We start from the raw sequence: 20,354 nt of genomic DNA, 5'->3' as shown, positions 1-20,354 counted from the left end.
GTGCCCAGCGGCTGGCCGCGCGCCGCGCCGCCCGGAGGCGTGCCATGGGCCGCGGTGTGATGGTCGCGGCGGCCTCCGTGGTGGTCGCCGTCGGCACCACGACCGGGATGCTCTCCGCGCTCGACGACCGTGGCGGCTCCGACGAGGCGGGACCGGCGTTCGTCAGCGGCTCCCCGAGCCCGAACCTGCCGCCCGTCGTACGGTCGGCGTCCGAGTCGGCCGTCCCCTCCGACCCCTCCGCCTCCTCCTCGCCTTCGGTGAAGGCGAGTGCGTCACCGTCTCCCAAGAAGGCGAGCCCCAGTCCGCCGAAGGCCCGCGCCGCCGCCACCCGCCTCTACCGCCACCCCGCCTCCCAGGTGCTCGACTGGGTGCAGGACAACCCGCGCGACTGGCGCGCCGACGTCATAGAGTCCCGCATCGCCGACCGGCCGGCCGCGGTCTGGTTCGCCGACTACGCCCCCGCGACCATCACCTCCCGGGTCCGCGCGGTCACTACGGGCGGCGCCGCGCAGGACCGGGTCCCGGTGGTCGTGGCGTACGCGATCCCGGACCGCGACTGCGGCGGCGCCTCGCAGGGCGGGGCGCCCGACCTCGGGGCGTACGACGCCTGGATCGACAGGTTCGCCGCGGGGCTGGGTTCTGGCGAGGTCGTGGTGGTCCTGGAGCCCGACTCGATCGCCCAGTCCGACTGCCTCTCGGCCGCCCAGAAGGCCGACCGCTTCGACTCCCTGGCCCGTGCGGGCCGCGTCCTGAAGGCCGCGAACCCGAAGGCGCGCGTGTACTACGACGCCGGTCACTCCGGCTGGCACCCGGCCGCCAAGCAGGCGTCCCTGCTGAAGCAGGCGGGCGCCGCCTCGGCGGCCTCCTCCGACGGGATCTTCAGCAACGTCTCCAACTTCCACACCACGTCCGCCGAGATCACCTACGACCGTCAGGTCCTCGCGGCCCTCGGCGGACCGTCGAGCCTGGGCGCCGTCATCGACACCAGCCGCAACGGCAACGGCGCCCCGCCCGACGGCGAGTGGTGCGACCCGGCCGGCCGGAAGATCGGCCGGGCCCCGACCCTGAACACCGGCGAACCGAAGGTCGACGGGTACCTGTGGGTGAAGCTCCCGGGCGAGTCGGACGGCTGCAAGGGCACGCCGGGCACGTTCAGTCCGTCGTACGCTTATGACCTGGCCTCGCCCTAGACGAACGGCCCCGCCCTCGCCCCCCGACCTGTTTCAGGACCGCCGGTCGGGAACTGCCGGGGCCGGAGCGCTGAGCCCCGGCCGGTCGCGGTCACCGGCGCGCAGTACGCCCGCGAAGGCCACGAGTCCGCCGGCCAGCACGGTCACCAGGACGAACGACACCATCAGGCTGGTGGCCTGGGCCAGTGTGCCGATCGCGCTCGGGGCGATCAGGCCCGAGGTGTAGGTGATCGTCGCGACCCCGGCGATCGCCAGACTGGGGTTGGACCCGCTGCGGCCCGCGGCGGCGAAGCACAGCGGCACGACCACCGCGATGCCGAGCCCCATCAGCGCGAACCCGCCCATCGCCACGGCAGGATGGTCGGCGACGACGATGAGCAGCCCGCCGAGCACGGCCAGCGTCCCGCTCGCCCGGACCGTACGCACCGCACCGAAGCGGTCCACGATCCGGTCGCCGACGAGCCGGGCGACCGCCATGGTGAAGGTGAAACCGGTGGTGCACGCGGCCGCGAGCCCGGCCGAGGTCTCCAACTGGTCCCGCAGATAGACCGCCGACCAGTCCAGGCTCGCGCCCTCCGCGAACACCGCGCAGAACCCGACCGCGCCGATGAGCAGCGCCGACTTCGGCGGCAGCGCGAACCGGGGCGGTGGCTCCTCGTCCTCGGTGGGCTGCAGGTCCAGCACCCACCGGCAGAACAGCAGGCCGAGCAGGGTGAGGGTGACCGACGCGAGCGCGTGGTGCAGCCGGGCGTCCGAACCCAGGTGCGCGGCGAGCGTGCCGGCCGCCGAGCCGACCAGGGCACCCGCGCTCCACATGCCGTGCAGCCCGGACATGATCGAGCGGCCCAGGCGGTTCTCGATCTCGACGCCGAGCGCGTTCATCGCCACGTCCGCCATTCCGGCCGTGGCTCCGTAGACGAAGAGGGCCAGGCAGAGCGTGAGGAGGTTCGGGGCGAGGGAGGGCAGGACCAGGGCCAGCGTCCACAGGCTGATCAGGCCACGCAGGGCGTTCCGGGCGCCGAACCGGTGGCTGACACTGCCCGCCAGCGGCATGGCCACGGACGCGCCGAGCGCGGGAAAGGCGAGCGCGAGCCCCAACTGCCCGGCGCTCACCGAGGAATGGTCCTGGATCCACGGCACCCGCGTGGCGAACGAGCCGGTCACGGCCCCGTGCACGGCGAACACGGCGGCCACCGCGTACCGGGCCCGCCGTACCTCTGCCGACGCCTGAACCACATCGCTCATTCTCGGGCCCCTCCCCGGATCCTCGTCGATCCACTGCATCCGCCGTCTGACACCAAGCGCCGCCGTAAACTATCAGGAACCCTGCCTGATAGATAGCGCATATCCGGCTCTGTGGATCTGAGAGGATTCCCGGCATGCCCGCATCCCCGAGCACCGCCCGGGCCATCAACGACCGGCTCGCCCTGCGTCTGCTCCAGCAGGAAGGCCCGCTGACGGCAGGGCAGTTGAAGCAGCTCACCGGACTGTCCCGGCCGACCGTCGCCGACCTCGTCGAGCGCCTCGCCGCCGTCGGGCTGATCGACGTGGTCGGGGAGTCGGGGGAGCAGCGCCGCGGCCCGAACGCGAAGCTGTACGGCATCGTCGCCGACCGGGCCCACCTCGCGGCCCTCGACGTCCGCACCGAGGGCGTCTCCGTCGTCGTGTCCGACCTGCTCGGGCGGGTGCTGACCGAGGCGTCCGTGCCGATCGGCGGGGACACCGGTACCGGGTCCGCGGTCGAGCAGGCGGTCGCGCTGGTCGAACGGGCGGCGAAGGAGGCCGGGGCGCCGGAACTCCACACCGTCGGCATCGGCGCCCCCGGTCTGATCGACCCGGCCACCGGCGAGCTCCGCGACTCCGGCGGCCTGCCGCAATGGCACCGGCGCCTGGTGCTGGCGCTGCAGGAACGGCTCCCCGAGACCCGCGTCCACGTCGAGAACGAGACCAACCTCGCGGCGCTGGCGGAACAGCGCGACGGCGCGGCCCGCGACCGGGACACCTTCGTCCTGCTGTGGCTCGGCCACGGCACCGGTGCGGCGGTGGTCCTGGACGGCACCCTGCGCCGGGGCGCCTCGGGCGGCACGGGCGAGATCGGCTTCCTGCCGGTACCGGGGACGGTGGGGCTGCCGTCGGCGGTGGACTGCGAGGGGGGCTTCCACTCGCTGGCGGGGTCGGCGGCGATCGTGGGGCTGGCGGAGCGGTACGGCCTGGTGGACGAGGGTGACGGGTACGAACCGCCGGCCGCGCAGGTGGTGCGGGAGGCGGTGGCGAGGGGCTCGTCGGACTTCCTCGACGCCCTCGCCGACCGCCTCGCCGTAGGAGCCGCCTCCGTCGCCGCGGTCCTGGACCCCGGTTGCGTGGTACTGGGCGGCGAGGTCGGCGAGGCGGGCGGGACGGACCTCGCGGCACGAGTGGAGCAACGGGTCCGCCGTATGTCTCCGCTGCCCACGGAGGTCAGGGCCGGCGTCCTGGGAGGCGGCGCGGTTCTGCGAGGAGCCCTGCTGACGGCAAGAGACAGGGCTCAGGACGACTTGTTCGCGCCCCGCTAGCGGCGCGACCAGCCCCCGCCGACCCGCAGATATTCCTCGAACGTCCCTTTCCCCACCGCCTGTTCAGGCGCGAGGTGCCCACCGGCCCGAAACGCCCGATACGCCTTCCCGAACAACCGCACACTCACCACGGCCCGCTTCCGCCCGGCAGCCCGCAGATAGGAACGCGCCAGATCGGCGAGGGTGCGCACCTCAGGCCCACCCATGTCCGCCACCCGCCCCGCAGGCGCCTCCACCGCCAACTCGGCCAGCCGCTCCGCGACTTCGGCTACCTCGATCGGCTGGTCCTGCACTCCCGCCGGAACGAACACGACCGGCAGCCTGGCCAGCCCCCGGAACATCATCACGAGCAGATCGTGGAACTGGGTCGCCCGCAGGATCGTCCATCCGACCCCCGACTCCTCGATCATCCGCTCCACGTCGAGCTTGGTCCGGTAGTACGGGAACGGCACCCGATCGACCCCCACGATCGAGATGTACACGAGATGCGGTACCCCGGCCCGCCGCGCCGCGTCGAGCAGGTTCCGCGCCGACCGCTCGTCCCCGCCCCGCTGTGTCGTCGCACAGTGCACGATCGCGCCCACCCCCGCGACGGCCGCATCCAAGGCAGGTCCACCCTCACGCAGGTCGACGGCGTACCGCGGGCTGTGCCGGCTCAGCACCCGCACCTCGTGCCCGTCCGCCCGCAGCCGCTCGGTGACGAGCCGTCCGAGCGTTCCGGTGCCGCCGGTCACCAGGATCGTGGTCATGCCGTCCATCCCCTCGGGGTGCCGGACGTTCCCGAACGGAACGCCCTCCGACAGCACAGACCGAGCAGCCCCCGCGGAATGTGACAACCGCTTAGAGAGGACCCAGTTGACGCCCCGCGAAGTCCAGCTTGTCCGGGTTCAGTACGGCCCGGATCCCGCCGATCACCCCGTCCCGCACGTCGAAGGTGATCACCAGGGCCAGGACGTCGCCGTCCCAGGCCGCGAGACCACTGCCGCCGTTGACCTCCACCGGCGCAAACCGCAGGGCCGCGCCCCACTTCTCGATGGCGCCCAGCAGGAACCGGAGGACCTTCTCGCGCCCCTCGACCGGCCGCCGGGCCGCGCTCACCTTGCCGCCGCCGTCGCTCCACCAGGTCGCGTCGGCCGCGAGCAGCTTCTCCAGGCCGGCGAGGTCCCCGTCCCGGGCTGCCGTGACGAAGGAGGCCACCAACTCCTCCTGCCGCTCGGGTGCGGGCACGAACCGCGACCCCGGCTCGCCCACGCGCCGGGCCGCCCGCCGGTGCAGCTGACGGCAGTTGGCCTCGGTCAGCTCCAACACCCCGGCGATCTCCCGGTAGCCGTAGGCGAAGGCCTCCCGCAGCACGTACACGGCGCGCTCGGTCGGGGTCAGCCGCTCCAGGAGCACCAGCACCGCCATGGACACGGCGTCCCGCTGCTCGGCGGACTCCAGGGGACCGAGCGTGCCGTCGGAGGTGACGACCGGTTCCGGCAGCCAGGTCCCGACGTACTGCTCGCGCCGGGCCCGCGCCGAAGTCAGCCGGTTGAGGCAGAGGTTGGTGACGACCTTGGCGAGCCAGGCCCCGGGGTGCTCGATGTCCGCGCGGTCGGCCCCGCTGAAGCGCAGATACGCGTCCTGGACGGTGTCCTCGGCCTCGTCGGCGGAACCGAGCATCCGGTACGCCAGACCGAACAGCCGGGGGCGATGGCTCTCGAACTCGTCGGCGATCGCGGTCGTCATGCGGGTCACCCTGCCAGAAGGAAGACCCGGCGGCGGGCAAGGGCCGTCGTCACCGCCGCCGGGCCCGTCTCTGCGGGTGTCCACGCACGGCGACCCTAAAAAGGACTAGACCATTAGGTCAAGGGGTGGGGAGGGAGGGGTTGTGAGCCACTGCACATCGTTCGCCCGTATGGACGTCGATCGGGCGTGGCACACTGGCTCTGTACCAGAAGCAGCGCACTCCGGGGTCGGTGAAAGTCCGAACCGGCGGTTACAGTCCGCGACCCGACCGTTTCCAGCGGCCGGTTGACCAGGTGAAATTCCTGGACCGACGGTTAAAGTCCGGATGGGAGGCAGTGCGCGGCGGGCGGGCATTCGTGCGCGCCGCCGTATCGGTCCGTCCTGTGGGACGGGTGCGTCCGGCGTCGCCCCCGGTGTCCCTGCTCGTTCATTCTGTCGTCATCGACAGCCCCGGAGTCCGTGCCCCAATGAGGCAGGGAGGACCCGGGAAGTGTTCACCGGAATCGTCGAAGAGCTGGGCGAGATCACCGCCGTCGAGGACCTCGGCGACGCCTGTCGCTTCCGACTTCGCGGCCCTGTCGTCACCGAGGGCGCGAAACACGGGGACTCCATCGCCGTCAACGGCGTCTGCCTCACCGTCGTCGACCACGAGGGCGACGAGTTCACCGCCGACGTCATGGCCGAGACCCTCGAACGCTCCAGCCTGGGTGCCCTGGGCGTCGGCTCGCGCGTCAACCTGGAGCGTCCCACCGCCGTGGGCGCGCGGCTCGGCGGACACATCGTCCAGGGGCATGTGGACGGCACCGGCGAGGTCCTGGAGCGCAAGCCCTCCGAGAACTGGGAGATCATCAAGATCTCGCTGCCCGCGGACCTCTCGCGGTACGTCGTCGAGAAGGGCTCCATCACGGTCGACGGCATCAGCCTCACCGTCGTGGACGCCGGTCCCGACTACTTCACCGTGAGCCTGATCCCCACCACCCTCGCCCTGACCACGCTCGGCCTCAAGCAGCCCGGCGCCCCGGTCAACCTCGAGGTCGACGTCGTCGCCAAGTACGTCGAGCGCCTGCTCGCGAGCGGTCAGGGGGCGGGGAAGTGAACTCCCTCAACACCGAGGCCTTCACGCTGTTCGGCCAGCACATCCTCTGGTCGGACATGATCGGCAACATCCTCGGCCTCATCGCCCTCGCCCTCGGCTGGCGGCGCAACCTGTGGAGCTGGCCGGTGCAGTTCGCCTCCGGCCTCATCCTCTTCGGCGCCTTCTACGGACACCTGACCGGCAGCGCCGGCAAGCAGGCCGTCGTCATGGTGGTGGCTGCGTACGGCTGGTGGCAGTGGAACCGCAACAAGGGCCAGTCCGACGACGGGCACATCGCGCCCCGGTTCGCTTCCTGGGCCGAGCGCGCTTCGATGATCGGCGCGGCCGCCGTCGGGACCGTCGCAGTCGCCCTGCTCTTCAAGGCCTATCCGACCCTGTCCTGGGACCCCTGGCCCGACGCCTACATCTTCGTCGGCACCGTCGTCGCCATGTACGCCCAGGCCCGCGGCATGGTCGAGTTCTGGTTCGCCTGGCTCCTCGTCGACCTCGTCGGCGTCCCGCTGAACTTCGCCAACGGCTACGCCTTCTCCGGCTTCGTCTACGTCATCTACGGCGCGCTCGTCCTGTGGGGCATGCGCGACTGGTGGCTGCGCTCGCGAGAGTCCGCGCGGCCCGTCATGGAAGGAGCGTCGGCATGACCGCCGCACCGATTCTGTACAGCACCGACGGGTTCGAGGACTTCGCGCTTGACCCGGTCGAGCAGGCCATCGCCGACATCGCGGCCGGCCGCCCCATCGTGGTCGTCGACGACGAGGACCGCGAGAACGAGGGCGACCTGGTCGTCGCCGCCGAGAAGATCACCCCCGAGATCGTCGCCTTCATGATGAGCGAGTGCCGCGGCCTGATCTGCGCCCCCATGGAGGGCGACGAACTGGACCGCCTCAAGCTGCCGCAGATGGTCGACGACAACACCGAGTCGATGAAGACCGCGTTCACCGTGTCCGTGGACGCCTCGGGCGCTCACGGGGTGACCACCGGGATCTCGGCCTCCGACCGCGCGACCACGCTTCAGCTCCTCGCGAGCGGCGACGCCGACCACACCGACTTCGTGCGACCCGGCCACATCTTCCCGTTGCGTGCCAAGTCCGGTGGGGTACTCGTCCGCAACGGCCACACCGAGGCCGCCGTCGACCTCGCCCGGCTCGCGGGACTGCGCCCGGCCGGCGCGATCGTCGAGATCGCCGGCGAGGACGGCCGCATGCTGCGCCTGCCCGAGCTGATCCCCTTCGCCCGCAAGCACGGCCTGACGATCATCTCCATCGAGGACCTGATCGCCTACCGCCAGGCCGCCGAGCCCACCGTCCGCCGCGAGGCCGAGACCCGGCTGCCCACCGCCCACGGCACCTTCACGGCGTACGGCTACCGCTCCACCGTCGACGGCGTCGAGCATGTCGCCCTCGTCCACGGCGAGATCGGCGACGGCGAGGACGTCCTGGTCCGCGTCCACTCCGAGTGCCTCACCGGCGACATCTTCGGCTCCCTGCGCTGCGACTGCGGCCCCCAACTGGACGCCTCCCTGGAGCGCATCCAGGAAGAAGGCAGGGGAGTGGTGGTCTACCTGCGCGGCCACGAGGGGCGCGGTATCGGCCTGCTGTCCAAGCTGCGGGCGTACGAACTCCAGGAGCAGGGCCACGACACCCTCGACGCCAACCTGGAGCTCGGCCTGCCCGCCGACGCCCGCGACTACGGCGCCGGCGCGCAGATCCTGGAGGACCTCGGGGTCCGCAGCCTGCGCCTGATGACCAACAACCCCGACAAGTCCGACGCCCTCCTGCGCCACGGCCTCAAGGTCGCCGGCCGGGAGCCGATGCCCGTACAGGCGGGCGAGCACAACCTCCGCTACCTGCGCACCAAGCGGGACCGGATGGGCCACGACCTGCCCTGGCTGGACACGAGCCCCGCGGCTCCCGTGTCCACCTGCAGCAACCAGTAAGCACTTCGAGGAGAGTTCGAGAACGTGAGCGGCAAGGGTGCACCGGAGCTGTCCGTACGCAACGTGGGCGACCTGCGGGTCGCCGTCATCGCGGCACAGTGGCACGAGAAGGTGATGGACGGACTGGTGGACGGCGCCCTGCGCGCCCTGCACGACCTGGGGATCGACGAGCCGACCCTGCTCAGGGTCCCCGGCAGCTGGGAACTCCCCGTCGTCGCCAAGGTCCTCGCGGGCCGCGGCTACGACGCGATCGTCGCCCTCGGTGTCGTGATCCGCGGCGGCACCCCGCACTTCGAGTACGTGTGCCAGGGCGTCACCCAGGGCCTCACCCAGGTCTCGGTGGACACCGGCGTCCCCGTCGGCATGGGCGTCCTCACCTGCGACACCGAGGAGCAGGCCCTGGACCGGGCCGGCATCGAGGGCTCCAACGAGGACAAGGGGCACGAGGCAGTGACGGCGGCGGTGGCCACGGCGGCCACCCTCCGCTCAGTATCTGAACCGTGGCGTTAGGTGGTGCGGGCTTACGCGTAAAGTGGGCGCCACCATGTCCAATAAGACGTTCGAGGAGCTCTTCACCGAGCTCCAGCACAAGGCCGCCACCGGCGACCCCGCCACCTCCCGCACCGCTGAACTGGTCGGCAAGGGCGTCCATGCCATCGGCAAGAAGGTCGTTGAAGAGGCCGCCGAGGTCTGGATGGCCGCCGAGTACGAGGGCAAGGAAGCGGCCGCCGAGGAGATCTCGCAGCTGCTGTACCACGTCCAGGTGATGATGGTCGCGCGCGGGATCTCCCTCGACGACGTCTACGCCCACCTGTAAGCCAGTCGCCGAAAACCACCCCTGAGAGCAAAGGAAGCCGACCTCATGCTGCGCATCGCCGTCCCCAACAAGGGTTCCCTGTCAGGCCCTGCGGCGGACATGCTGCATGAGGCCGGCTACCAGCAGCGCCGCGAGTCCAAGGAACTGCGGATCGTCGACCCGGTCAACGACGTGGAGTTCTTCTACCTCCGCCCCCGGGACATCGCGATCTACGTCTCCTCCGGCCGGCTCGACATCGGCATCACCGGCCGTGACCTGCTGATCGACTCCGGCGCCGACGCCGAGGAGATCCTCCCGCTCGGCTTCGCCCGCTCCACCTTCCGCTTCGCCGCCAAGCCGGGCACGGCGAACGGCGTCGAGGACCTGAAGGGCAAGACGGTCGCCACCTCCTACGAGGGGATCGTCGCCGGACACCTCGCGGACAACGGCGTCGACGCCGCCGTCGTCCACCTCGACGGCGCCGTCGAGACCGCCATCGAGCTCGGTGTCGCCGAGGTCATCGCGGACGTCGTCGAGACCGGCACCAGCCTGCGCAACGCGGGCCTGGAGGTCTTCGGCGAGCCCATCATGAAGTCCGAGGCGATCGTCATCCGCCGCACCGGCGCCGAGACGGAAGAGCCCAAGGTGCAGCAGTTCCTGCGCCGCCTCCAGGGCGTCCTCGTGGCCCGGACCTACGTGATGATGGACTACGACTGCCGCGTCGAGCAGCTCGAGAAGGCCGTCGCGCTCACCCCGGGCCTCGAGTCCCCGACCGTCTCCCCGCTGCACAACGAGGGCTGGGTCGCCGTCCGCGCGATGGTCCCCGCCAAGGAGGCGCAGCGGATCATGGACGACCTGTACGACATCGGTGCGCGGGCCATCCTGACGACGGCCATCCACGCCTGCCGTCTCTGAGGGGCCCACCGCAGATGTCCTCCGAACTGCCCACTCTTCCCGTCACGTTCCGGCCGGGCCGCACGCGCGCGGTCCTGCTCACCGCGGGTGTCGCGATCTTCGTGACGATCACGGTGATCGCGCTGCTCCTGGAGGAGCTGGGCCCGGGCGAGCGCCTGAGTTTCATCTTCACCGCCGCTCTGCTCGCCGGTGTGCTGTTCCTGCTGGCCAGGGTGAAGGTCGTCGCCGACGAGTCCGGTGTCACCGTCCAGAACATCGCCGGCCGACGGCGTCTGGAATGGGCCGAGATCATCCAGGTGAACCTCCGCCCGGGCGATCCGTGGGTGTTCCTCAACCTCAGCGACGGCACCAGCCTGCCGGCGCTCGGCATCCAGCCGGGAATCGCGAAACAGCAGGCCATCGCCGACGCGAAGGCCCTGCGCGCGCTCGCCGAAGCCCGCTCCACAGCCCGCTCCGACGAAGATCAGGGCTGACTCGGGGACTTTCACCCTGCCGCAGTCGGCCATGTCTTGATTAATCTGTTCGCGGAGGCGTTTTCCTTGCGCCTCCGCCTCTCGTTGTTCCTGCTACCCGAGGAGTGACTCCCTCCAGCGATGGACGGATCGTCCTGTAGTACCTGCGCCGCCCCCTCCCGGCATATCGAGGCGGCGGCATGACCATCCCCCTGCTGCTCCTCGGAGCCGCGTTCCTGTTGATCCTCGCCAACGGCTTCTTCGTGGCGGCCGAGTTCGGCCTCGTCACCGTCGAGGCCACGGACGCCGAGAGGGCGGCCGCGGAAGGTGACCGACGGGCCCGTCGGGTCGCCGACTCGCTCAAAGAGCTGTCCTTCCAGCTCTCCGGCACCCAGCTCGGCATCACCATCACCTCCCTGGTCGTCGGCATGCTCGCCGAACCGGCCCTCGCGGAACTGCTGCACGGCCCGTTCACGGCCATCGGCATCCCCGACGGCGCGGTCTCCGGCGTGGCCGTCGTCGTCGGCATGCTGCTGGCCTCCGCCGTGCAGATGGTGATCGGCGAACTCGTGCCCAAGAACTGGGCGGTGTCCAAGCCGATGCAGGTCGCCCGCTTCGTCGCCGGCCCCCAGCACGCGTTCGCCCGGCTGTTCCGGCCGGTGATCGCCGCCCTGAACGCGGTTGCCAACCGCCTCGTCCGCGCGCTCGGCATCGAGCCCGCCGAGGAACTGGCCTCCGCCCGCACCCCCGGCGAGCTCGTCTCCCTGGCCCGGCACTCGGCCCAGGCCGGCGCCCTGGAACAGGACACCGCGGACCTCTTCGTCCGCACCCTGTCGCTCGGCGACCTCACCGCCCAGCACGTCATGACCCCGCGCGTGAAGGTCAGCTCGCTCCAGGCCTCCGCAACCGCCGAGGACGTCGTCAACCTCACCCGCGCCACCGGCCTGTCCCGCTTCCCGGTCTACCGCGAGAAGATCGACGAGATCGTCGGCATGGTCCACCTCAAGGACGCCCTGGCGGTCCCCGTCCAGGACCGTCTGCGCACCCCCGTCTCCCGCATCGCCCGCCCGGCGCTGCTGGTGCCCGAGACACTCCCGGTCCAGCCCCTCCTCGCCCAGCTGCGCAGCGAGCAGCCCATCGCCGTCGTCGTCGACGAGTACGGCGGCACGGCCGGCGTGGTCACACTGGAGGACATCGTCGAGGAGATCGTCGGCGAGGTCCGCGACGAGCACGACGGACAGGACGTCCCCGAACTCGCCGCCGCCCCGCCGGAGGACGGCCGCCTCACCTGGGACGCCGACGGCAGCTGCCGGGTCGACATCCTCCAGCGCATAGGCCTCGACGTGCCCGAGGGGCCGTACGAGACCGTCGCCGGACTGGTCGCCGACCTGCTCGGCCGTATCCCCGCCGTCGGCGACCGGGCCGAGCTGCCCGGCTGGCGGCTCACCGTGCGCCAGGTCGGGCACTACCGCGCCGAGCGGGTCCGCCTGGTCCGCACGGTCCCCGCGGTGAACGTCATGGAGGCCGCCCGATGAGCGTGCTCCAACTCCTCTTCGCCGCGCTGCTCGTGCTCGCCAACGGCTTCTTCGTCGGCGCCGAGTTCGCGCTGGTCTCCGTGCGCCGCAGCCAGATCGAACCGCTCGGCACCGCGAGGGCCCGCCAGGTGCTGTACGGCCTGGAGCGGCTGCCCCAGATGATGGCGGCGGCCCAGTTCGGCATCACGGTGTGCTCGCTGACGCTCGGCGCGGTCGCCGAACCGACGGTCGCGCACCTGCTGGAGCCGGTCTTCGAGTGGATCCACCTGCCGCACGGCGTGATCCATCCGCTCGGCTACGTCATCGCCCTGGCCGCGGTCGTCTTCTTCCACCTCGTCATCGGCGAGATGGTCCCGAAGAACCTCGCGATGGCGGCCCCGGAGAAGGTCGCGCTGTGGCTCAGCCCCGGCCTGGTCTACTTCGCCCGCCTGTGCAGGCCGATCACCATTGCCCTCGGCGCCTGCGCCCGGGCCATCCTGCGGCTCTTCCACGTCGAACCCAAGGACGAGGTCGAGGCGGTCTTCACCAGCGAGCAGCTGAACCGGCTGGTGGAGGACTCCGGCCAGGCGGGCCTGCTCGACCCGGAGGAGCAGGAACGCCTGGAGGACGCGCTGGAACTGGGCTCGCGCCCGGTGACGGACGTCCTGCTGAAGCGCGAGTCCCTGGTGACGGTGCGCCCCTCGGTGACCCCGGGCCAGATCATCGAGCTCACCGGCCGTACCGGCTACTCACGCTTCCCGATCGCCGCGGAGAACGGTGCCTTCATGGGGTACCTGCACGTGAAGGACGTACTGGATCTGGAGGACTCGCAGCGGGCGGTACCCCAGCAGATCTGGCGCCCGATGACGAAGCTGCGGTCCGATCTGCCGCTGGATGACGCCCTCACGGTGATGCGGCGTGCCGCCACCCACCTGGCCCAGGTCGCGGACGGTTCCGGCAAGGTGCTGGGGCTGGTCGCGCTGGAGGACGTACTGGAGCTGCTGGTGGGTGAGGTACGGGATCCGGCGCACCGGGAGCTGCCGGAGGTTCGGGTCACTGAGCCTCGGAGCAGTGAGGAAGCGCTGGCGTCGTAGCGGAAGGGGGCTGGACCCACCCAGGGGCTCGGGGCTGTATCCGATATGCGGCTCCGCCGCGTGGGCGCGACCAGCCCCCACCGGCCCGCAGCCGACGAACTACATCGCCGACGGATCCTGCGGCCCCCGCCCCGACAGAACCTCCCCGTACGCCTGCATCAGATCCGGCAACCGCAACGTCGACAAGTCGTCCCGGCTCAGCATCCCCGGATACGTAGACAACCGAAGATCCCGATACGCGCAGCTCTTCTCGTACAGCGTCCGCAGGAACCGCCCGTTGCCCAACTCGTCGATCCACCCCTGGTCCACCACGTGTCCGGCGATCGACCGCAGCTCGTCCAGCGCCTCCTCGTCCCAGATGTCGCCGTTCTCCGCCGCCAGCACCTCGCCGATGGAGGTGAGTTCGAGGGGACGGTACGACGGGAAGTCCACCCGGGTCGTGAAGCGCGACGACAGTCCGGGGTTCGCGGCCAGCAGCCGGTCCATGCCCTCGGGGTAGCCCGCCAGGATCACGACCAGGTGATCCCGGTTGTCCTCGGCCCGCTTCAGCAGCACCTGGAGCGCCTCGTCGCCGTACGCATCCCCTTTGCCGTAACCGGAGTTGGAGAGCGAGTAGGCCTCGTCGACGAACAGGACCCCGCCCAGCGCCGAGTCGATCAGTTCGTTCGCCTTCACCGCCGTCTGGCCGAGGTACTCCCCGACCAGATCCGCCCGCTGCGCCTCCACGAGGTGGTCTCCGCCGAGCAGCCCGAGGGCGTAGAAGACGCGGCCCAGGATGCGGGCCACCGTGGTCTTGCCGGTGCCGGAGGGGCCGGAGAAGACGAAGTGACGTTTGGGCGGCTGGACCGGAAGGCCCTGGCCGGTGCGCAGCCGGGCCATGTTCAACTGCGCGGAGAGCGCCTTGACCTGGCGTTTCACCGGTTCGAGCCCCACCATGCGCTCGAGTTCGGTGAGCGCCTCCTGCAGTAGGACGGGGTCGGTGGGCCCGGCCGGCAGCGGCCCCGCGGGTGCGCCGGACCTCTCGCGTCCGGCCGGATCCGTCATGGACGGCAGTGGACCGGTGGGCGGCTCCGGTTCGGAGAGCTTCAGCTCCCGCCCCTCCATGCCGAACAGCGGATCGATCCCGTCGGGCCCCTCCAGCACGTCCTGCCCGAAGCCGGTGAGGGTGATCGCCGCGAGGTCGGCGGAGTCGTCGTACCCGTCGCCCTCGGCGATCGCGGCGAGCCGGGCCGAGGTGTCCATGAAGGCCGGGTCCACGCGGTGCACGGCGCGATAGAGGGGGAGGGCGGCCGCGGACCGGCCGGTCCCCTCGTGCGCCCGGGCCAGCCAGTAGCGCAGCTCCTTGCGCTGGGGCTGTTCGCTGCGGCAGCGCATGAGGGCCGCCGAGAGCAGCGGTTCGGCCTGGCCGTACATCTCCAGGCGGACCCGGGCCATGCCACCGAAGAGACCGGCCTCGATACCGAGCATGGCATCGTCGATCAGCGGTTCGGTGTGCCGGACCAACTGGTCCCAGTCCTTGACGAGATAGGCACGGCACGCGTGCAGGAAGCGGACCTGGTGGTCGGTGTCCACCGGCGGCAGGCCCGCGAGGGCCCGGTCCAGCTCGGGGACATGACGGCCGTCCAGCCAGTGCGAGGCGTGCGCGAGCAGCAGGTCACGCGGGCTCTCCAGCACCGGTTGCACCCACCAGCCCAGCCAGTACCAGGAGTTGAGGGTGCGGCGGTGCCGGGCGCGCTGTTCTCCGAAGCGCTCGCGGTGCCGGTACATCCTGAGCAGCGCGGTCGTCGTGTCCACGCGCAGCGCGTGCAGTCCGAGCCAGCCGTCGGCCATCCCGGGGTCGATCCGCACCGCGGTCCGGAACTCCTCCTCCGCCTGCGGATAGGCGCCCATCGTGTAGGCGTCCACACCTCGCACCCATGCGAGGTCGGCCGGGGCCTCGGGGCCCTGCGTGCCGAAATCCATCACGTCCCCCACAAACCGTGCCCCCGTGGTTTCACCACCGGGGCCGACGCCCGGTGGCCGCCTTCGTCCAACCGCTGTGCCGCGGACCGGAGTTGCAACGGTGCGCAGAGCAGTCGTCCGTAGGTCGCACCGAGGGCATCGTACCTGCGGAGGTGTCGCCCGCCGTAGGGTGCCGCACAGGCCGTTTGGCGAGGTGGGAGCAGATGGGGCGAACCACGGATGGTGACCGAGGGTGAGCGAATAACGCCTCACAGCGTCCGGAAATCCGTGAGAGGGCAGAACGAAGCCCCCGATCACGGGGGAACAACCGGGGGCTTCGCGACTGTGGGCGGCTTCGAACGGCCGCACATTCAGAACGTAAGACCTGTACGGCCCCTCGGTCAAGCGGAGTTGGGCGACTCAGGCAAGTTCCTACCAGTGGGTCTTCACAGGTTCAACACATCGATGTTGGGCCGTCACTGTGCGTGACATTCCGGTCCGGTCCAACAGCCCCCGCAGGCCCGGGAGTCGTCTTGTACCCCTCCTGGCACTGACGTACCAGGAGATCCGCGAAGGGGCGGGAGGGGTCTTCGGCGAAATGCCGTCGCTCCGCCACGACCCAGCCGTCCCAGAACTCCCGTTGTTCCACCCCGTCCCGGGACCGTCCGCGGGCCCAGGACTCCTCACGGGGCAGTTCCATCCACAGCAGCTGTGCCAGGTACGGCCGCAGTGCGCGCCGGCCCGCGCCGACTCCCTCCAGCAGGATCACCGGCGCCGGCGGCAGGGGCCGGGGCGGTCCGAAGCGGCGGGCGTGCCAGTCGTAGGGGGCGTAGTGCGCGGTCTCACCGCGGCCGAGCGGTGCGATCACCTCGTCCAGGAGCCGGCCGGTCCAGCCGAACAGCTCGGCGTGGCTGGCGATGTCGTCGAGGTGCAGCACGGGAGCGCCGCCGAGCGCGTCCGCCAACTGCCCGGCGAACGTGGACTTTCCGGAGCCGGCGTGTCCGTCGACGCCGATCAGCCGGACAGGGCCGCAGGACGGGGGCAGTCGGCGGAGCCGGGAGGCGAGGGAATGGATGACGGTTCCTGTTGGTGCTCATACGAACGGGCGGTTGGGCCCGTCCAGTCTAGTGAGGGGCCCGTGATCGCCGCCGGAACCGCAGTTCCCAGGTCATGCCAGTGGACGAGACCAATATTCGTTGGCGTGGCACGGGCTGAAGTGCTGGCAGGAGCATGCCGCCTCCTCCATAGTTGGCCCACTACCGTGCACGTGGACCCGCCCCGACTCGGAGACCTGGGGGTCTTCCCAGCCATGAGCAGAGCCGAACAGCCGTCCCGCAGAACCGTTCTGGCCGTCGCGGTCGCCGCCGCGGTGGCCGGCAGCGCGGGCCCCGCGAACGCCGCGGGCAACGCGATCGACGCGGCGTCCGACGAGGCCGCCGCCGGTCAGGTCGACAACCGCGCCTGGACCACGTACAGCGACTGGCGCGGTGGCACCGCGAAGGGCACCCGGGCCGTCGCCGGCAGCCGCCCCGGCGTCGTGATCGGCACTCCCGCGGGCACCACCGCGTACCCCGACCCGCACACCGGGACCACCGCGACCTGGGAGTACGCGATCTGGACCGGGCCGGTCCACAAGCTCGCCGTGCCCTCGACGGAGGTGATCGCCTCCTGGAACGCGCACACCCCGGCCGGCACCTGGATCCAGATCGAACTCAAGGGGACGTACTCCGACGGCACGGCCACCCCCTGGTACGTGATGGGCCGCTGGGCCGCCGGTGACGGGGACATCAAGCGGACCTCGGTCGACGACCAGACCGACGGCAAGAGCACGATCTGGACCGACACCTTCGCGATCGACGACCCCTCGACCGGGCTGCGTCTGGCCTCGTACCGACTGCGGCTGACCCTGTACCGCAAGCCCGGCGCGAAGAACACGCCGACCGTGTGGCGGCTCGACGCGATGGGCTCGGACGTGCCGGACCGCTTCACCGTCCCGGCCTCCACGCCCGGCCTCGCCCGTGAGCTGATCGTCCCGCGCTACTCGCAGGAGATCCATGTGGGCCAGTACCCGGAGTACGACAACGGCGGCGAGGCCTGGTGCAGCCCCACCAGCTCGCAGATGATCATCGAGTACTGGGGCGGCCGCCTCACCGCCGAGCAGCTGGCCTGGGTCGACCCCTCGTACGCCGACCCGCAGGTCTGCCACGCGGCCCGGTACACCTACGACTACCAGTACGCGGGCTGTGGCAACTGGCCGTTCAACGCGGCCTACGCGGCCACCTTCAAGGACCTCCAGGGCGTGGTCACCCGGCTCGGCTCGCTCACCGACCTGGAGACGCTGATCGCGGCCGGTATCCCGGCCATAACGTCCCAGTCGTTCCTCAAGGAGGAGCTCACGGGAGCCGGTTACGGCACCTCGGGCCACCTGATGACCGTGATTGGCTTCACCGCCGAGGGTGACGTCATCGCCAACGACCCGGCCTCGCCGAGCGACGCGGAGGTGCGGCGCGTCTACCAGCGGCGCGAGTGGGAGAACATCTGGCTCAGGACCAAGCGGTACAACGCCGGCGGCAAGGTCGTCTCGGGCACCGGCGGCGTCTGCTACCTGTACTTCCCCGCCTGCCCGACCCCGCGTCAACGCGAGGCGCTCGCGGCGGTGGGCGTGCGCTGAACCGCCTCGGAACGGCCCCCGGCATCCGCCGGGCGCCGTTTCCTGTGACCAAGCTCTCGGCCGCAAAAGCCGCTCTGGGTGGCAAGGTGGACAGATCGGTGGGGGGGCCGAGTCCATCCGCACACCCGAGACCAGCGAGACGCCATGACCGCACACTCTGCCACCGCCGCCCGCACCCGGACCGGCGGGCCGAAGGACGACGGCCCGAAGATCCTCGAACACGTCGCCGGCTGGACCCTCGTCGCGGTGATCGCGATGCTCGTCACGCAGCTCGGTCTACTGTGACCTGATCCATAGTTGACCTGGCATACTGCGGTTGTTTCCCGCCGCCAGCCCGAGGTCAGGGTCGAAATTTGAAGATCAGTGATCAGCGTGAAGCCGCCCGGCCGCGCGCTCGCGGCACCGAGCGCTCGGTCGCGCGCCGCGCCGAACTCATCTCCATCGGGCGGAAGTTGTTCGCGGACACGTCCTACGACGCGCTCTCCATGGACGACATCGCCCGCCAGGCGCATGTCGCCAAGGGGCTGATCTACTACTACTTCCAGTCCAAGCGGGGCTACTACCTGGCGATCATCCAGGACTCCGTCGCCGACCTGGTCACCTACGCGGCGAGCGGCCTCGAACTGGGGCAGGTGGACCGCGTCCACCGCACCCTCGACAGCTATCTGCGCTACGCCGAGCACAACCAGGCCGCCTACCGCACGGTCGTCAGCGGCGGCGTCGGTTTCGACGCCGAGGTGCACGCCATCCGGGACGGGGTGCGCGAGGCGATAGTCGCCACGATCTCCGAAGGCGCCTACGGCCGCACCGACATCTCCCCCGTGGCCCGCATGGGCCTGCTCGCCTGGGTGTGCAGCGTCGAGGGTGCCACCCTCGACTGGATCGACGGCCCGTCCCAGCTCTCCCGCGACACCATGCGCGACCTCCTGGTGAAGGCCCTCGGCGGCTCGATGCGCGCCATCGCCGAGATGGACTCCGACTACCCGACCCCGGCTCCGGCCCGCCGGGACGACTGACACCGCCGGCGAGTTGCCGACGAGTTGGGGCGGAGGCTCGTGGTCCCCCGCCCCAAGTCCCTGCCGGGCTCGGCTAGTTGATCGCCTTGATCAGCTCACCGCCCGAGGTGTCCCCGCTCAGCTCCCAGAAGAAGGTGCCGCCCAGGCCCTGCTGGTTCTTGTACGTCATCTTCGTCGCGATGGTCGCGGGGGTGTCGTAACTCCACCAGTTGTTGCCGCACTTGGCGTACGCCGTGCCGCCGACGGTCCCCGTCGCCGGGCACTTGCTCTTGAGCACCTTGTAGTCGTCGATGCCCTGCTCGTAGGTGCCCGCCGCCGGGCCCGTCGCGGTGCCGCCGGGCGCCGACTGGGTGACACCGGTCCAGCCGCGGCCGTAGAAGCCGATGCCGAGCAGCAGCTTGGAGGCCGGGATGCCGAGGCCCTTGAGCTTGGCGATGGTCGCCGAGGTGTAGTAGCCCGCCCTCGGGATGCCGGAGTAGGAGTTCAGCGCCGAGTGCGGGGCCGTCGGTCCTGACGCGTCCCAGGCGCCGAAGTAGTCGTACGTCATCGGGTTGTACCAGTTGACGTACTGGGCCGCGCCCGCGTAGTTCGCCGCGTCGATCTTGCCGCCGGCCGTGGCGTCCGCGGTGATCGCGGCGGTGACCAGCGAGCCGCTTCCGAACTTCGAACGGAGCGCCGCCATCAGGTTCTTGAACGCCTCCCTGCCGCTGGTGTCACAGGTGTTGCCGCAGGCGTTCGGGTACTCCCAGTCGATGTCGATGCCGTCGAAGACGTCGGCCCACTGGGAGTTCTCGACCAGGTCGTAGCAGGACTGGGCGAACGCGGCGGGGTTGCGGGCGGCCTCGCCGAACCCGCTCGACCAGGTCCAGCCGCCGAACGACCAGAGGACTTTCAGGCCCGGGTGCTTCTTCTTCAGCTCACGCAGCTGGTTGAAGTTGCCCCGCAGCGGCTGGTCCCAGGTGTCGGCGACGCCGTCCACGGACTCGGCCGCGTTGTAGGTCCGGTCGGTGGCCGCGTAGGCGTCGCCCATCGCGCACTTGCCGCCGGTGACGTTGCCGAAGGCGTAGTTGATGTGGGTCAGCTTCGCCGCCGAGCCGGAGGTCTCGATGTTCTTGACGTAGTACTTGCGGTCGTAGGTGGCCCATTCGGTGAAGTAGCCGACGACCTTGGAGCCGGCGGCCCTCGGTGTCCGCTCGGGGGCGGCTGCGGTGGCGCTGCTCGCGCCCGCCAGCAGGCCCGCGCCGAGGACCGCGCAACACACGGCGGAGAGCAGCGCCCGGAAGCGGGCGCGCTGAGGAAGGTGCATCGGTGTCTCCTCGTGGAGGGAGAGGGGAACGCCAGCCGATTGGCATGAACGCGGTAAGGCGGTGTCGGAACAGTAAGAGGACTAGACCACTGCGTCAATGGTTCGGACCAATTCGGCGCCCATTCCGGGCCGGTTGCCGGTGGGCCGGTA

General features: G+C 70.7%; 20 protein-coding genes and 1 riboswitch. Of the genes, 14 read left to right on the top strand and 6 right to left on the bottom strand.

Translation table 11 applies throughout. The features are described 5' to 3' along the window. Positions 1-59 precede the first annotated feature (59 nt). Positions 60-1,190: a glycoside hydrolase family 6 protein gene (locus AB0D34_RS38660; protein WP_362670762.1), complete on the top strand. Its 1,131-nt coding sequence runs from the start codon at positions 60-62 to the stop codon at positions 1,188-1,190. A 33-nt stretch (positions 1,191-1,223) separates the two neighbouring features. On the opposite strand, the gene AB0D34_RS38655 is transcribed toward AB0D34_RS38660, so the two are convergent. Further along, entirely contained in the window at positions 1,224-2,435 is a 1,212-nt protein-coding gene (locus AB0D34_RS38655) for an MFS transporter (protein ID WP_362670693.1), read from the bottom strand. 134 nt (positions 2,436-2,569) lie between these two features. Here AB0D34_RS38655 and AB0D34_RS38650 point away from each other — a divergent pair, with 134 nt between their 5' ends. After that, positions 2,570-3,742, top strand: a complete 1,173-nt coding sequence (locus tag AB0D34_RS38650; protein WP_362670690.1) for an ROK family transcriptional regulator — start codon at positions 2,570-2,572, stop codon at positions 3,740-3,742. Here AB0D34_RS38650 and AB0D34_RS38645 read toward each other — a convergent pair. Beyond that, positions 3,739-4,491, bottom strand: a complete 753-nt coding sequence (locus AB0D34_RS38645) for an NAD(P)H-binding protein (protein ID WP_362670687.1) — start codon at positions 4,489-4,491, stop codon at positions 3,739-3,741. The genes AB0D34_RS38650 and AB0D34_RS38645 overlap by 4 nt on opposite strands. Positions 4,492-4,582: 91 nt before the next feature. Beyond that, on the bottom strand, positions 4,583-5,470 hold the full coding sequence (locus AB0D34_RS38640; RefSeq protein ID WP_362670685.1) for an RNA polymerase sigma-70 factor: 888 nt from the start codon (positions 5,468-5,470) through the stop codon (positions 4,583-4,585). A gap of 212 nt (positions 5,471-5,682) precedes the next feature. After that, positions 5,683-5,813, top strand: a riboswitch (FMN riboswitch). 147 nt (positions 5,814-5,960) lie between these two features. On the opposite strand from AB0D34_RS38640, the gene AB0D34_RS38635 reads away from it, so the two are divergent. The 9 genes from AB0D34_RS38635 (at position 5,961) to AB0D34_RS38595 (ending at position 13,270) form a co-directional block, all read left to right on the top strand. Continuing rightward, a complete protein-coding gene (locus AB0D34_RS38635) occupies positions 5,961-6,566 on the top strand; it encodes a riboflavin synthase (protein ID WP_362670683.1) in 606 nt (201 codons plus the stop codon). After that, on the top strand, positions 6,563-7,204 hold the full coding sequence (locus tag AB0D34_RS38630) for a nicotinamide mononucleotide transporter family protein (RefSeq protein WP_362670680.1): 642 nt from the start codon (positions 6,563-6,565) through the stop codon (positions 7,202-7,204). The genes AB0D34_RS38635 and AB0D34_RS38630 overlap by 4 nt, the downstream gene beginning before the upstream one ends. Beyond that, complete coding sequence (locus AB0D34_RS38625) at positions 7,201-8,499, top strand: bifunctional 3,4-dihydroxy-2-butanone-4-phosphate synthase/GTP cyclohydrolase II (RefSeq protein WP_362670678.1); 1,299 nt, start codon at positions 7,201-7,203, stop codon at positions 8,497-8,499. The genes AB0D34_RS38630 and AB0D34_RS38625 overlap by 4 nt, the downstream gene beginning before the upstream one ends. A 24-nt stretch (positions 8,500-8,523) precedes the next feature. Beyond that, the gene (ribH, locus tag AB0D34_RS38620; RefSeq protein ID WP_057614122.1) at positions 8,524-9,009 is read left to right on the top strand and encodes a 6,7-dimethyl-8-ribityllumazine synthase; all 486 of its coding nucleotides are present in this window, start codon (positions 8,524-8,526) and stop codon (positions 9,007-9,009) included. Positions 9,010-9,043: 34 nt separating this feature from the next. Then, positions 9,044-9,316 carry a phosphoribosyl-ATP diphosphatase gene (locus tag AB0D34_RS38615; RefSeq protein WP_006378313.1) on the top strand — a complete coding sequence of 91 codons (273 nt, stop codon included), beginning with the start codon at positions 9,044-9,046 and terminating at the stop codon, positions 9,314-9,316. 45 nt (positions 9,317-9,361) lie between these two features. Then, positions 9,362-10,210 carry an ATP phosphoribosyltransferase gene (gene hisG / locus AB0D34_RS38610; RefSeq protein WP_362670675.1) on the top strand — a complete coding sequence of 283 codons (849 nt, stop codon included), beginning with the start codon at positions 9,362-9,364 and terminating at the stop codon, positions 10,208-10,210. A 14-nt stretch (positions 10,211-10,224) separates the two neighbouring features. Then, positions 10,225-10,683 (top strand): PH domain-containing protein, encoded by a 459-nt coding sequence (locus tag AB0D34_RS38605; RefSeq protein ID WP_362670672.1) that lies wholly within the window; start codon positions 10,225-10,227, stop codon positions 10,681-10,683. Positions 10,684-10,862: 179 nt separating this feature from the next. Further along, positions 10,863-12,197, top strand: coding sequence for a hemolysin family protein (locus tag AB0D34_RS38600; RefSeq protein WP_362670670.1), 1,335 nt, complete (start codon positions 10,863-10,865; stop codon positions 12,195-12,197). Beyond that, positions 12,194-13,270: a hemolysin family protein gene (locus AB0D34_RS38595; RefSeq protein WP_362670667.1), complete on the top strand. Its 1,077-nt coding sequence runs from the start codon at positions 12,194-12,196 to the stop codon at positions 13,268-13,270. Before AB0D34_RS38600 ends, AB0D34_RS38595 begins: the two co-directional genes overlap by 4 nt. Before the next feature lie 99 nt (positions 13,271-13,369). On the opposite strand, the gene AB0D34_RS38590 is transcribed toward AB0D34_RS38595, so the two are convergent. Both AB0D34_RS38590 and AB0D34_RS38585 read right to left on the bottom strand, forming a co-directional pair. Further along, positions 13,370-15,232 carry an AAA family ATPase gene (locus AB0D34_RS38590; protein WP_362670664.1) on the bottom strand — a complete coding sequence of 621 codons (1,863 nt, stop codon included), beginning with the start codon at positions 15,230-15,232 and terminating at the stop codon, positions 13,370-13,372. A 433-nt stretch (positions 15,233-15,665) separates the two neighbouring features. After that, positions 15,666-16,286 (bottom strand): hypothetical protein, encoded by a 621-nt coding sequence (locus tag AB0D34_RS38585; protein ID WP_362670760.1) that lies wholly within the window; start codon positions 16,284-16,286, stop codon positions 15,666-15,668. Positions 16,287-16,520: 234 nt separating this feature from the next. Here AB0D34_RS38585 and AB0D34_RS38580 point away from each other — a divergent pair, with 234 nt between their 5' ends. The 3 genes from AB0D34_RS38580 to AB0D34_RS38570 all read left to right on the top strand — a co-directional run bounded on the left by AB0D34_RS38580 (position 16,521) and on the right by AB0D34_RS38570 (position 18,898). Next, complete coding sequence (locus AB0D34_RS38580) at positions 16,521-17,882, top strand: peptidase C39 family protein (protein ID WP_362670661.1); 1,362 nt, start codon at positions 16,521-16,523, stop codon at positions 17,880-17,882. Between the two features lie 144 nt (positions 17,883-18,026). Further along, positions 18,027-18,167 (top strand): SCO1431 family membrane protein, encoded by a 141-nt coding sequence (locus AB0D34_RS38575; protein ID WP_362670658.1) that lies wholly within the window; start codon positions 18,027-18,029, stop codon positions 18,165-18,167. 68 nt (positions 18,168-18,235) lie between these two features. Continuing rightward, positions 18,236-18,898, top strand: coding sequence for a TetR/AcrR family transcriptional regulator (locus AB0D34_RS38570; protein WP_362670657.1), 663 nt, complete (start codon positions 18,236-18,238; stop codon positions 18,896-18,898). Positions 18,899-18,971: 73 nt separating this feature from the next. Here the strand turns inward: AB0D34_RS38570 and AB0D34_RS38565 are convergent, their stop codons facing one another. Then, positions 18,972-20,204, bottom strand: a complete 1,233-nt coding sequence (locus tag AB0D34_RS38565; protein ID WP_362670655.1) for a glycoside hydrolase family 18 protein — start codon at positions 20,202-20,204, stop codon at positions 18,972-18,974. Positions 20,205-20,354: the final 150 nt, after the last annotated feature.

Origin of the sequence: Streptomyces sp. NPDC048420 (assembly GCF_040651535.1) — a bacterium.
Classification (GTDB): domain Bacteria; phylum Actinomycetota; class Actinomycetes; order Streptomycetales; family Streptomycetaceae; genus Streptomyces.
The sequence above is the reverse complement of the archived record's forward strand: the minus strand, read 5'-3'. Positions and strand labels throughout refer to the sequence as shown.